7 protein-coding genes, 1 tRNA gene and 1 pseudogene are annotated in these 13,329 nt (G+C 63.3%); 8 read left to right on the top strand and 1 reads right to left on the bottom strand.

Features of this window, described 5'->3' with window-relative positions; all coding sequences use genetic code 11:
- Positions 1 to 55 precede the first annotated feature (55 nt).
- The 5 genes and pseudogenes from LE197_RS32000 to LE197_RS31980 form a co-directional block, all read left to right on the top strand.
- Positions 56 to 3,793 carry an EAL domain-containing protein gene (locus tag LE197_RS32000; RefSeq protein ID WP_042929845.1) on the top strand — a complete coding sequence of 1,246 codons (3,738 nt, stop codon included), beginning with the start codon at positions 56 to 58 and terminating at the stop codon, positions 3,791 to 3,793.
- Positions 3,794 to 4,873: 1,080 nt separating this feature from the next.
- Positions 4,874 to 6,559, top strand: coding sequence for a group II intron reverse transcriptase/maturase (gene ltrA, locus LE197_RS31995; protein ID WP_003099598.1), 1,686 nt, complete (start codon positions 4,874 to 4,876; stop codon positions 6,557 to 6,559).
- Positions 6,560 to 6,656: 97 nt separating this feature from the next.
- Positions 6,657 to 6,733 (top strand) — tRNA-Ile (locus LE197_RS31990).
- Between the two features lie 549 nt (positions 6,734 to 7,282).
- Positions 7,283 to 8,404 carry a Fic family protein gene (locus LE197_RS31985; protein ID WP_042929847.1) on the top strand — a complete coding sequence of 374 codons (1,122 nt, stop codon included), beginning with the start codon at positions 7,283 to 7,285 and terminating at the stop codon, positions 8,402 to 8,404.
- Between the two features lie 92 nt (positions 8,405 to 8,496).
- Positions 8,497 to 8,754 (top strand): annotated as a pseudogene (locus LE197_RS31980) (nuclease-related domain-containing protein); the annotation flags it as partial.
- Positions 8,755 to 9,159: 405 nt separating this feature from the next.
- Here the strand turns inward: LE197_RS31980 and LE197_RS31975 are convergent.
- Positions 9,160 to 9,303 (bottom strand): hypothetical protein, encoded by a 144-nt coding sequence (locus LE197_RS31975; RefSeq protein ID WP_153274318.1) that lies wholly within the window; start codon positions 9,301 to 9,303, stop codon positions 9,160 to 9,162.
- A gap of 99 nt (positions 9,304 to 9,402) precedes the next feature.
- Here LE197_RS31975 and impA point away from each other — a divergent pair, with 99 nt between their 5' ends.
- The 3 genes from impA to LE197_RS31960 all read left to right on the top strand — a co-directional run bounded on the left by impA (position 9,403) and on the right by LE197_RS31960 (position 13,316).
- The gene (gene impA / locus LE197_RS31970; RefSeq protein WP_025270845.1) at positions 9,403 to 12,174 is read left to right on the top strand and encodes an ImpA family metalloprotease; all 2,772 of its coding nucleotides are present in this window, start codon (positions 9,403 to 9,405) and stop codon (positions 12,172 to 12,174) included.
- Between the two features lie 190 nt (positions 12,175 to 12,364).
- A complete protein-coding gene (locus tag LE197_RS31965) occupies positions 12,365 to 12,979 on the top strand; it encodes a DMP19 family protein (protein ID WP_014602422.1) in 615 nt (204 codons plus the stop codon).
- The gene (locus LE197_RS31960; RefSeq protein WP_003113222.1) at positions 12,969 to 13,316 is read left to right on the top strand and encodes an SMI1/KNR4 family protein; all 348 of its coding nucleotides are present in this window, start codon (positions 12,969 to 12,971) and stop codon (positions 13,314 to 13,316) included. Before LE197_RS31965 ends, LE197_RS31960 begins: the two co-directional genes overlap by 11 nt.
- Positions 13,317 to 13,329 lie beyond the last annotated feature (13 nt).

Below are 13,329 nucleotides of genomic sequence, written 5' to 3'. Positions count from 1 at the left end.
CGCCGCCCGGCGTCTACACTTCCGCATATATTCCCGTCCACCGCGAGACCGCCTCATGCAGCGTCTGCAGGCCGTGCTTCTCCTGTGTCTGGCCTGCTGCTGGCCGGGGCTGGCCGGCGCCCTCACGCTCACGCCCGAGGAACGGGCCTGGCTGGCCGAGCACCCGAGCATCCGCCTGGGCGTGGACACCTCCTGGCCGCCATTCGAGTTCCGCGACGAACAGGGCCGCTACCAGGGACTCGCCGCCGGCTACATCGGCCTGCTGCAGGAACGCCTGGGCGTCAGCCTGACGCCTGTCGAACCGAAGACCTGGACGCAGGTCCTGGAGCAGGCCAAGGACGGTCGGCTGGACCTGCTGCCCGGCATCATGGCTACCCCGGAGCGCCAGGAGTACCTGAGCTTCACCCGGCCCTACCTGGATTTCCCGATCATCATCCTGGCACGCAAGAACGGCCCGATGCCGAAGCGCATCGACGAGCTCTACGGGCTCAAGGTCGCGGTGGTCGACCACTATGCTCCTCACGAACTGCTGATCGCCCAGCATCCCGACCTCACCCTGCTGCCGCTGCCTTCGGTAGCGGCAGCCCTGCAGGCGCTGGCCACCGGCCAGGCCGACGCCTTCGTCGGCGACTTCGCCTCCAGCGTATGGAACCTCCGCCAGCTCAAGCTCAACGGCCTGGAGATCAGCGGCGAGACGCCATACCGCTACCAACTGGCGATGGCCGTGCCGCGCGGACAACCGATCCTCGCCGGGATCGTCGACAAGGTCCTCGCCGACCTCAGCGCCGAGGAGATCGAGCGACTCCAGGCCCCCTGGGTCGGCGGCCTGCTCGACCGACGTCCGGCCTGGCGCGAGATGGCGACCTACGGTCTTCCCATCGTCCTGCTGATCCTGGTCTCGGTCGCCATACTGCTGGCCATGAACCGCCGCCTGCGCCGCGAGGTGAATCGCCGGCGGCAATTGGAGCGCGAACTGCGCGACAGCGAACAGCACTACCGGGGACTGGTGGAAAGCCTGAATGCCATCGCCTGGGAAATGCGCCTCGAGGAGAACCGCTTCACCTACGTCTCGCCCCACGCCGAACGCCTGCTCGGCTATCCCCTTGGCGAATGGCTGCAGCCGGGCTTCTGGCAGCGGACCCTGCACCCCATGGACGCCGAGTACGCCATCCACTACTGCATGAGCGAAAGCCAGGCCGGACGCGACCACAGCTTCGACTACCGGATGCTCGCCGCCGACGGCCGGGTGGTCTGGATTCGCGATCTGGTCACCCCGATCACGCAAGGCCGGGACCTGCTCCTGCGCGGTCTGATGATCGACATCACCGAGGCCAAGCTCACCGAGCAGGCCATGCGCCTGTCCGAACAGAAGTTCGCTTCGGTGTTCCACCACTGCCCGGACATGGTGGTACTGGCCAACGGCGCCGACGGCCGCTTCCTCGCGGTGAACAGCACCTTCGAGCAGCAGATCGGCATCGCCGCCGACGACGCCATCGGCAAGACCGCCACCGAGCTGGGCATCTGGGCACTCCCCGGCCTGGGCCCGCAGGTCCTGGAAAAGCTCGGCCACGGCAACCTGACCAACCTCGAGGTGCCCCTGCGGCGCCGCAATGGCAGTACCTTCAGCGCGCTGCTCAGCGCCCAGCACGTGGCCCTCGACCAGACCCCGGCGCTGGTGGTAGTGATCCGCGACATCACCCACCTGGTGGAGACCCAGGAACTGCTGCGGATCTCCGAGGAGAAGTTCGCCAACGCCTTCCATGCCTACCCCGACGGTCTGCTGATCAGCCGCCTCGAAGACGGCACGCTGATCGACGTGAACGATGGCTTCACCCGTCTCACCGGCTACCGCCGCGACGAGGTCATCTCCCGCTCCACGCTCGAACTCGGCCTGTGGGTCGACACCGAGGACCGCAAGCGCCTGATCTCGCTGGTACGCCACCACACCCTGACCCAGGGCTTCACCGCCCCTGTACGGGACCGCAACGGTGGCATCCGCCAGTGCGAGATGTCCGCCCACCGGATCAGCATCGATGGCGAGGACTGCGTGCTGACCATCGCCCGCGATATCACCGAGCGCCAGCTCATGCAGGAGAAGCTGCAGCAGGCCGCCACCGTCTTCGAAAGCACCGCCGAAGGCGTGATGATCACCGATACCCGCCAACGCATCACCGCGGTCAACCGCGCCTTCAGCGAGATCACCGGCTACAGCGAGCAGGAGGCGCTGGGACGCTCGCCCAGCCTGCTCTCCTCCGGACAACACGACTCCAGCTTCTACCTCGCCATGTGGAACCAGTTGGAACGCGACGGGCACTGGCAGGGCGAGATCTGGAACCGACGCAAGACCGGCGAGCTGTACCCCGAATGGCTGACCATCAGCGCGGTACACAATCCGCAGGGCGAGATCACTCACTTCGTCGGCGTCTTTGCCGATATCTCCACCCTCAAGTACGCCCAGGCCCGGCTCGACTACCAGGCCCACCACGATCCGCTCACCGGTCTGCCCAATCGCCTGCTGTTCGAGAGCCGGCTCAATCACGCCCTCGACGAGGCCCGCGAAGAGAGCCGTCCCGGCGCCGTGCTGTTCATCGACCTGGACCGCTTCAAGCACATCAACGACAGCCTCGGCCATCCCATCGGCGACCTGCTGCTCAAGGCCATCGCCGAACGCCTGCGCGACCAGTTGCGCGACGTCGATACCGTGGCCCGCCTGGGGGGCGACGAATTCATCATCCTGCTCCCAGGCCTGCACCAGGAAAGCGACGCCGAGCACGTCGCGCGCAAGCTGCTGAATGCCTTCACCGCGCCGTTCCAGGCCGACGGTCATGAATTCTTCGTCAGCGCCAGCGTCGGCATCGCCCTGTTCCCCAAGGACGGCGACGACGCCCCGACCCTGGTGAAGAACGCCGACGCCGCCATGTACCGCGCCAAGTCGCGGGGCCGCAGCCGCATCGAGTACTACACCCGCGAACTGACCTACCTGGCCACCGAGCGCATGGCGCTGGAAACCGAACTGCGCCGCGCCCTCGAGCGCGACGAGTTGCAGCTGTACTACCAACCCAAGCTGAGCCTGGAGAGCGGCTTGCTGGTCGGCGCCGAGGCACTGGTGCGCTGGTACCATCCGCTGTTCGGGGAAATTTCCCCGGAGCGCTTCATCCCCCTCGCCGAGGATTGCGGCCTGATCCTGCCCCTCGGCGACTGGGTGCTGGAACACGCCTGCCAGCAGATGGGCGAATGGCAAAAGCTGCACGCGCCGTTCGGCCCGCTGTCGGTCAACCTCGCCGGCGCCCAGCTCGGCCAGCCGCAACTGATCGAACGCCTCGAGCAACTGCTGGAGCAGTCCGGCCTGGAACCGTCGCGGCTGCAACTGGAAATCACCGAGAGCTTCATCATGAACCAGACCGAGGAGGCCCTCGCCGTCCTCCACGGCCTCAAGCGCCTCGGCGTACAGCTGGCGATCGACGACTTCGGCACCGGCTACTCCTCGCTCAGCTACCTCAAGCGCCTGCCGCTGGACATCCTGAAGATCGACAAGTCGTTCATCCGCGGCCTTCCCGACGATCCCCACGATGCCGCCATCACCCGCGCCATCATCGCCCTCGGCCGCAGCATGCAGCTCACGGTGATCGCCGAAGGCGTGGAAACCGAAGGTCAGCAGAGCTTCCTCACCCACGAAGGCTGCGAGCAGATCCAGGGCTTCGTCCTCAGTCCGCCGCTGCCCGCCGAGCTGTTCGCCAGCAAATTCCTCAAACCGCGCCAGCCGATTGGCGCTCCCCGAGAAGCGCCGGTATAATCCGCCGACCTGTGCGACACGCGTGGCGTGTCTCCGTCTCCAAGCTGTAGGGTCAGCTTGGGGGATTTCCGCAAGGAAATCGAACGCTTGGGTATCCATCCCCGGGAACCAAAACTCGCCCAGAAGTCTTTTGCCTTCAAGGACTTGCCGCAGCGGCGGTGGCAATAAAAACCCAAGGTCGTTGAGCTCTCGGCAGCACGACCGCAGGACCAGAACACCGGTCTTGGAGCGCATCCTAAAACCAACCCCTGCGGGAGAGTCGATCCCCGCTGGGGTCACCTCCTGCGTAATTTGAAACAGGAGGTAATAAATCAGGAACTGGCGGCCAGCAGGTCGTCCCTGTTCTCCCTTCCCCAAAGGAGACATGAGCGAAAGCTCTGTCTGTCATTGTCCAACCACTGCTTGTATGGAGTGGCAGCGGACTCGTTGTGCGACCAACGGTAGCCTAGGGAAACGTGCGTTGCTGGTAACGGCAGGGTGCGAAGCTTTCCCGACAACGTAGCCCCCGCGAGGGTGCGAATTCACCGTGAGGTGAACCGCAGAGGGTCGGAGTAGCACCGACCCAAGGCGCTAGGCTGACTGGTACGGGCAACCTAGGTGAACTGCTGATAAACACCGTAAGGATTGACGAGCCAAAGCTGCTGACAGGCTCGAACCAAAAGGTACGTGGTCGGTTATCTCCGTAGGTCGTGGAGATACGTCGCCTTCAGACCACCGGTGAAAAGGCAGGTCCTAACCCAGTCGTGTGACAGTCAGGGAACGTGGTAAGCCCGTATCGCCGCCCTCGGGGCAGGGGAGCCGTAAGGCGAACTGTTGGCGGTGCGGGTATGGGATCGCAGAGAAAGCGAACGCCAGGCTGTAATCGTCTGGATAGGGGTTGGAACATCACCCCACGGGAAACCGGGCAGACTTCTGCGTGGTCTTTCGTCGCAAGAACTCTGATTGAACCTGTCTCAATGAACCCAGGGCTCAGCAACATCGAGCCCACACAAACCAACCTTGGCGGGGTGCGCGCATCCCGTCAGGGACCGGCGTGCGCCTTCCGCTCGGGTGGACTAACCATCATGAGAGGAAAGCAGCATGAAAGAACTCAGCCCATCGGCCGGGTCTGCGCTTTCCGGCGCTCCGCAGCAGTGGCACGACATCGACTGGTGTCGGGTCCAGCGGAATGTCCGGGGAATGCAGGTACGGATTGCGAAGGCTTGTCGGGAAGGCAAATGGCGCAGGGTGAAGGCCCTACAACGGATGCTGACCCGCTCGACGTCGGCCAGGTACCTGGCTGTACGGAGAGTCACTGAAAACCAGGGCAAGCGCACGGCGGGAGTCGACCGCGTGCTCTGGGATACGCCTGACACCAAGTGGAAAGCGGCACAAGGGTTGAAAAGGCGCGGGTACCAACCTCGGCCTCTACGGCGAGTGTTCATCCCGAAGTCGAACGGAAAGGAGCGCCCCCTGGGTATCCCGACCATGACTGACAGGGCAATGCAGGCACTCTACCTGCTCGCTCTGTCGCCCATTGCAGAAACCACCGGCGATCCGAACAGCTATGGCTTCAGGATCGAGCGATCCACGGCGGATGCAATGTCCCAGTTGTTCGTTTGCCTATCCGGAAAGGCTTCGGCCCAATGGATACTGGAGGCGGACATACAAGGGTGTTTTGACCACATCAATCATGACTGGCTACTGAACCATGTCCCCACGGACAAGGTGATCCTCCGGAAATGGTTGAAGGCCGGCGTGATCCACAAAGGCCAGCTCCAGGCAACGGATGCTGGAACACCTCAAGGCGGAATCATCTCGCCTACTTTGGCAAACATGGTGCTCGATGGCCTGGAATCACAGCTCAAGCGACACCTGGGCGTGACAAGGGCGAAGAAGCTGAAACTCAATGTGGTGCGCTATGCGGACGACTTCGTCATCACCGGTGTCTCTCCCGAGGTACTGGAGAAAGAAGTCAAACCCTGGGTAGAGCAGTTCCTGGCGGTACGCGGGCTGCAGCTCTCTCTGGAGAAAACGCGGATCGCCCACATAGATCAGGGCTTCGACTTCCTCGGTTGGAACTTCCGCAAGTACAACGGGAAGCTTCTGATCAAACCCAGCCAGAAGAACGCGAAAGCGTTCTACGGCAAGGTGAAGGAGGTCATCGAAACCAGCAGGACGGCAAGGCAAGAGGACTTGATCCGAACGCTGAATCCGATTCTGCGCGGCTGGGCGCTGTATCACCAGCCAGTGGTTGCCAAGCAAACGTTCAGCCGCATGGACAACAGAGTGTTTCTCAAGCTCTGGCGTTGGGCGAAACGGCGGCACCCGAACAAGTCACTGGATTGGATCAGGAGGCGATATTTCCGGATTCACGGGGACAAGACTTGGGTGTTCGCTACCACGGTGCTGGAAAGCAACGGTAAGAAACGGGAGGTCGCGCTGTACTCGCTGGCGAGCACGCCGATTGAGCGACATAGGAAGGTGAGTGGGGAATACAACCCCTACGATCCAGCCATGGAAGCAATAGGTGAAAAACTGCGAACGGAACGGATGTTGAAAAAGCTGAAGTACCGAACTCAGATCAGAAACCTATACCTCTCCCAGAAGGGGCTCTGCTCGCTCTGCAACCAACCGATAACCAGGGAAACCGGGTGGCACGACCACCACATCCTCTATCGCTCACAAGGCGGTGGAGACTCCCTGGAGAACCGGGTACTATTGCACCCCGCTTGCCACCAGCAACTCCATGCTCGTGGTCTGACAGTAAGCAAGCCGGCCCGTTAGGGGGCTTTGAAAGGCTTGAGCCGTATGCGTTGAAAGGCGCACGTACGGTTCTTAGGGGGGGATGGGCCAGCAATGGCCCATCCCCACCCGACTCTGGGGGCCTATAGCTCAGTCGGTTAGAGCAGAGGACTCATAATCCTTTGGTCCACGGTTCGAGTCCGTGTGGGCCCACCACTTTCAAAGCCGCGCACTGCGCGGCTTTGCGCTTTCTAGGGTAGTGGCCTCATAAACGACTCCATGGCCAAAAGGTACAAAATCGGTACAGTACTGGTTCGCCAGTCTGCCTTTGGAGTCCTTATCTTATGGCAACAGTCGCCCCCCTCCCGTGGTCCGCAAAACGGACTGGCCGACCAACGAAAAACCTTCCGCACCAAGCGCGACGCCGAAGACTGGGTACGCCGCACCGAAGACGAGATGGTACGCGGCGTGTACATCCAGCACTGCGGCTCCGAGCACATGTGACCTGCCCCCATTTTGTAGCCCGAGAGCTACATGTCCCTGCATCAAATTTTATCGATGCCCAAGGGGTACGGCCGACCTCTGTCCACAAGGTTTCTGAAGTGCTGAAACAGGCGCTTTAGCTGACTCAGTCACCCTGAACAGGCATGCTCATCAAGCTATCAACCCAGCTTGAGAATTAGACAGTGAGCCGAATAGCTGGCATTATCGGCTCACAAAATGAGCCGAATAGGCTCTCTAATCGGCTCAAGATGAACATCCCTTATGAACGACCCACTCTGGATCTGGCAGCAGCCCGACTGGCCGCAGTTCAACTGGCAAGCCGAAGCGCTTGCACCACTGCTGCGCTCCTGTAGCCAGGCTCAGGGTCGTTTGTTAGGAATGCTCGGTGCCGTGGGGAGTGACACCGAAGTGCAGAGCAGCCTGGATGCCATGCTGCAGAACATCGTCACCTCTTCAGCCATTGAGGGAGAGCAACTGAATGTCGGTTCGGTGCGCTCATCACTGGCACGGCGACTGGGATTGCAAGAAGAAGGTCGAACCACCTCTCGCTCCGAAGGCCTGGCGGAACTGCTGCTCGATGCCACCCACGCACATCAAGAGCCGCTAGACGAACAGCGACTGTTCACCTGGCACAGTTGGTTATTCCCCACCGATGACCAACTGCTGGCTCGACCACTACACATCGGCGCACTGCGCGGCGAAGAGCCCATGCAGGTAGTTTCGGGTCGGATAGACCGCCCTACCGTACATTTCGAAGCCCCTCCCTGCGCAGGGTTGGAAGCGCAACTGGCGGACTTTCTCGCCTGGTTCGAAAGCAGCCGCAGCGATGCCAGCCTCGACCCGTTTCTGCGCGCCGGTATCGCACATTTCTGGTTCGTGACCCTGCACCCCTTCGACGACGGCAACGGTCGCCTCACCCGCGCTATCACCGATCTAGCATTGGCTCAGGGCGAGCAGCAAGCCATTCGCTTCTACGCCATGTCTGCGAGCATCCTCGACGACCGCGCCGGCTATTACCGCATCCTAGAAGCCAGCCAGAAGGGCACGCTGGATATCACCGCCTGGCTGCAGTGGTTCCTCGAAACCTTGCTCAAGAGCCTGGAGCAAGCCCTTGCCCGTATAGACCGCGTGCTGGTCAAGGCGCGCTTCTGGCAGGCACATCGCAGCCAAACGCTATCGGCGGAGCAGATCAAAGTGCTTAACCGCCTGCTCGATGGCGGCGAAAGGGGGTTCGAGGACGGCATCAGTGCGGCGCAATACCAAGCTGTGGCCATGGTTTCCAAAGCCACCGCGACCCGCCACCTGAGCGACCTGCTGGAAAAGGGCTGCATCGAGCGACTGCCCGGCGGAGGGCGTAGCACCCGTTACCAGATAGCACGCTGAGCGCCTGCACCGGGCTCATCAGCCCTTGATGCGTCATCGCGCCATAGGACAATGGTCGCCTCTCCATTAAGCAGCTCGGCTCAAGGAAGAAAGTGGATTACAGCCCGATAGTCGCCCAGGTCTGGGGCATGCTGACCTGGTTTATCCCGGCAGCCCTGCTGATCGGCCTGCTCAAATCGCCTTAGGCCAAGGGGCAGATCGGTGAACTGCTGGTGCGCCTGTTCGCCCATTGGCAACTGGACAGGCACACCTACCGCCGCCTGCACAACGTCACCCTGAACACGCCGGACGGCACGACACAGATCGACCACGTATTTCTCTCACCCTACGGCATCTTCGTGCTGGAAACGGCAGGTTTCCAGCACCTGCCGATAGGTCGCTACCGTTGCATCGGCGAGCCGTGCTGCAGGTCACAGGCTTTGGTATGAAACGCCCCCCCACTGCGCGATCAATCGCAGGGTGTCGGCGGCAGCAGCGCAAGTTTCGGCGAAGGCGAACTGGCGCTGGCGGAGCGGAATCCGATGGACGTGGCGGCTCTGTTCGCCGCCTGAGCGTGGGAAGGCACTTATCAGGCACTTCCGAAGGCACTACCGGACGATATCGATTCCATCGCCAACGCGGTAACTTCGAAGTACCTAAACCTTCATGAAACTGCAACTTCCAACTCGATCGACAGCTCTGGAAATACATCCTCGGTATTTTCCAAGACCCTAACCAAAGTCTGGATCGTTTCGTCACAGGAAACGCTGGAGCGCCTATTCCAGAGCGCTTCGAACAATCGGTAAAAATAAAAACAAAATAATCAGACGCAGTTCAAAAACAACCAGAACAGATAGTTTTTCCGCCTTTCCCAACATGCTCCTCTCGCCTTGACTCGTTCGATGCAGCGGATCGCCCATGCGTATTTCCGGCATTGTCCGAGGCCCATTCCCTGTTCGACGCGATACCCGGCGCACCCATAACAATATGCCGCCCTCCACGGGCCGATAGCGCCAGTTGTGAGCCTATCCACCACTGCATTTCCCTCACTGCAAGGAGAGAACATGAGTCGCTCACCCATCCCTCGCCACCGAGCGTTGCTGGCCGGTTTCTGCCTGGCTGGCGCGCTGTCCGCCCAGGCGGCCACCCAGGAAGAAATCCTCGATGCGGCACTGGTCAGCGGGGATTCTTCGCAACTGACCGACAGCCACCTGGTCGCCCTGCGCCTGCAGCAGCAGGTCGAGCGCATCCGCCAGACCCGCACCCAGTTGCTCGACGGTCTCTACCAGAACCTCAGCCAAGCCTATGATCCTGGCGCCGCCAGCATGTGGGTCCTGCCGGCAAACCCGGACAATACCCTGCCCTTCCTCATTGGCGACAAGGGGCGCGTGCTCGCCAGCCTGAGCCTGGAGGCCGGCGGCCGCGGGCTGGCCTATGGCACCAACGTGCTCACCCAACTGAGCGGGGCCAATGCCGCCCACGCGCCGCTGCTGAAGCGGGCGGTGCAGTGGCTGGTGAACGGCGACCCGGGCGCGGCCACTGCGAAGGACTTCAAGGTCAGCGTGGTCGGGGTGGACAAGACCGCCACCCTCAACGGCCTGAAGAGCGCCGGCCTGCAACCGGCGGACGCCGCCTGCAACGCGCTGACCGACGCCAGTTGCGCCAGCGCCAGCAAATTGCTGGTACTGGGCAACGGCGCCAGCGCCGCTAGCCTGAGCGCCACGGTGCGCGCACGGCTACAGGCCGGGCTGCCGATCCTCTTCGTGCACACCAATGGCTGGAACCAGAGCAGCACCGGCCAGCAGATCCTCTCCGGCCTGGGCCTGCAGGAAGGCCCCTACGGCGGCAACTACTGGGACAAGGACGCGGTGCCATCCAGCCGCACCCGGGCGCGTTCGGTCGAGCTGGGCGGTGCCTACGGCCAGGATCCGGCGCTGGTGCAGCAGATCGTCGACGGTAGCTGGCGCACGGACTACGACTGGTCGAAATGCACCTCCTACGTCGGTCGCACCACCTGCGACGACGTGCCGGGACTGAGCGACTTCAGCAAGCGCGTCGATGTACTGAAAGGCGCCCTCGACGCCTACAACCAGAAGGCGCAGAACCTCTTCGCCCTGCCCGGCACCACCTCGCTGCGGCTCTGGCTGCTGTGGGCCGACGCGGTGCGGCAGAACATCCGCTACCCGATGGACAAGGCCGCCGACACGGCGCGCTTCCAGGAAACCTTCGTCGCCGACGCCATCGTCGGCTACGTGCGCGAGGCCGGCGCGGCGCAGAAGGAACTGGGCAGCTACGCCGGCCAGCGCCAACAGTCGATGCCGGTATCGGGCTCGGAGGAAACCCTGACCCTCACCTTGCCGTCGGCCCAGGGCTTCACCGCCATCGGCCGCATGGCGGCGCCGGGCAAGCGCCTGAGCATTCGCATCGAAGACGCTGGCCAGGCCAGCCTGGCGGTCGGCCTGAACACCCAGCGCATCGGCTCGACGCGGCTGTGGAATACCCGCCAGTATGACCGCCCGCGCTTCCTCAAGAGCCCGGACATCAAGCTCCAGGCAAACCAGTCGGTGGCGCTGGTATCGCCCTACGGCGGCCTGTTGCAACTGGTCTACAGCGGCGCCACGCCGGGACAGACGGTAACCGTCAAGGTAACCGGCGCGGCCAGCCAGCCGTTCCTCGACATCCAGCCGGGCGAGGACAGCAGCCAGGCGATTGCCGACTTCATCCAGGCGCTGGACGCCGACAAGGCCGACTGGCTGGAGATGCGCAGCGGCTCGGTAGAGGTCCACGCCAAGGTGGAGAAGGTCCGTGGCTCGATCGACAAGGACTATGGCGGCGACGTCCAGCGCTTCATCCGTGAGTTGAACGAGGTGTTCATCGACGACGCCTACACCCTGGCCGGCTTCGCCATTCCCAACCAGGCGAAGACTCCGGCAATCCAGCAGGAATGCGCGGTGCGCGGCTGGGACTGCGACAGCGAGACCCTGCACAAGCTGCCCGGCACCCAGCACATCAACGTCGACCAGTACGCCCAGTGCGGCGGCGGTTGCAGCGGCAACCCCTACGACCAGACCTGGGGCCTGAACCCGCGTGGCTGGGGCGAAAGCCATGAGCTGGGCCACAACCTGCAAGTGAATCGACTGAAGGTCTACGGCGGGCGCTCGGGCGAAATCTCCAACCAGATATTCCCGTTGCACAAGGACTGGCGCGTGCTCCGCGAGTTCGGGCAGAACCTCGACGATACGCGGGTCAACTACCGCAACGCCTACAACCTGATCGTCGCCGGACGCGCCGAGGCCGATCCGCTGGCAGGCGTATACAAGCGCCTGTGGGAAGACCCGGGCACCTACGCGCTGAACGGCGAGCGAATGGCCTTCTATACCCAGTGGGTGCACTACTGGGCCGACCTGAAGAACGATCCGCTGCAGGGTTGGGATATCTGGACCCTGCTCTACCTGCACCAGCGCCAGGTGGACAAGTCCGACTGGGACGCCAACAAGGCCGCTCTCGGCTACGGCACCTACGCCCAGCGCCCGGGAAACAGCGGCGATGCCAGCAGCACGGACGGCAACGACAACCTGTTGCTCGGCCTGTCCTGGCTGACCCAGCGCGACCAGCGGCCAACCTTCGCGCTATGGGGCATCCGTACCTCGGCAGCGGCCCAGGCGCAGGTAGCGGCCTACGGTTTCGCCGAGCAGCCGGCGTTCTTCTATGCCAACAACCGGACCAACGAATACAGCACGGTGAAGCTTCTGGACATGAGCCAGGGGTCGCCGGCGTGGCCGTTTCCGTGAGTCGTAGCTGAGGGGGCTGGCGCGGGGTGATGCTTCTCGCTCCGCGCCGGTCCTCATGCCCCTCTCCCCGAAGGGAGAGAGGGTCGGCCATGCCAGCGGGCAATGCCGTGCCAGGCTGGCAAGCCAAACTGTCGTTCAAGCTGAACGATCCTGCGCAATAATGAGCCCCTTCCACCAGCAAGGACCGCTCATGACCGACCGCCTTCCCTGCCGCGCCTGCGGCCATCTCATCCTCCCGACCACGGCGGCGAGGAACGACGGACTGTGCATGCCCTGCAAGGGCGGCTACCGGCAGAACATCGAGGATGGCAAGCACTTCCACGCGGAGCGACGGCGCTACCTGGCGAGTCCGCAGGCGCTGTACTGGAGCGCGCTGGTGAATCGCGTCTACGATGGCCGCGAGGGATTCGCCGGGCTGTCGCCGGCCGAACGGAGCTACTACGCAGTGAGCGTGCTCAGCGGCGAAGTGCACAACGGCGGCTTCGACCAGTACTTCGGCAACTCCTCCGGCGACCAGTACCAGGCGGCGCGCGCGGGTCTTCGCGAATTGGAGGCGGAGGACGCCCTGGCCCTGCTGGAGCGAGCCGCCGCCCTGCTGTTCGGCGACGGTCCGGTGCCAGTCTCCCAGGCCGAACGCCAATTGCGCATGCCGACCTGGGCCGATGAACCCGACCGCGACTGCGAAGCGGCCCTGGATGCGCTGGACACGCGCTTCTACGCCCTGGCCGACGCGCTGGGCGAACGCCTGCTGGCCCATGCCCGCCACCATGCATTGTTCGCCCTGGACGAGCCCGATGAAGCCTGAATTGGATGCCCTAGAGGCCTGGCTCGGACGACCGCTGCCGGCTGCCTTCGTCGCCGCTCTGGAGCAGCACGGCGGCCGCCTCGTCGAGCCGGGCCTGCTGCTCTACGCCGCCGACGAGTTGCTGGAACGCAACCGGGCCTTCGAAACCTCTCTCTACTGCCCCGGCTACCTGGCCATAGGCGACGACAGCGGCGGCCGCGCCGTGGTGATGGCCCTGGACGATCACCGGCAGGCGCTGTTCCTGGTCGACCATGGCGCGATGACGCCGGACTGCTTCGAACCCCTGGCACCCAGCCTGGAGGCCTGGCTGGAAGCCGGGCCCTGCCTGCCCGAATGACGGAGAAACGCCC

It is taken from the genome of Pseudomonas sp. PS1(2021) (genome assembly GCF_020405165.1).
In the GTDB taxonomy this organism is placed as follows: Bacteria; Pseudomonadota; Gammaproteobacteria; order Pseudomonadales; family Pseudomonadaceae; genus Pseudomonas; species Pseudomonas aeruginosa.
The sequence above is the reverse complement of the archived record's forward strand: the minus strand, read 5'-3'. Positions and strand labels throughout refer to the sequence as shown.

Excerpts from the sequence above, each read along its gene's own strand:
- LE197_RS32000 (WP_042929845.1), top strand. The coding sequence starts at position 56 with ATGCAGCGTCTGCAGGCCGTGCTTCTCCTGTGTCTGGCCTGCTGCTGG.
- ltrA (WP_003099598.1), top strand. The coding sequence starts at position 4,874 with ATGAAAGAACTCAGCCCATCGGCCGGGTCTGCGCTTTCCGGCGCTCCG.
- LE197_RS31985 (WP_042929847.1), top strand. The coding sequence starts at position 7,283 with ATGAACGACCCACTCTGGATCTGGCAGCAGCCCGACTGGCCGCAGTTC.
- LE197_RS31975 (WP_153274318.1), bottom strand. The coding sequence starts at position 9,303 with ATGGGCGATCCGCTGCATCGAACGAGTCAAGGCGAGAGGAGCATGTTG.
- LE197_RS31965 (WP_014602422.1), top strand. The coding sequence starts at position 12,365 with ATGACCGACCGCCTTCCCTGCCGCGCCTGCGGCCATCTCATCCTCCCG.
- LE197_RS31960 (WP_003113222.1), top strand. The coding sequence starts at position 12,969 with ATGAAGCCTGAATTGGATGCCCTAGAGGCCTGGCTCGGACGACCGCTG.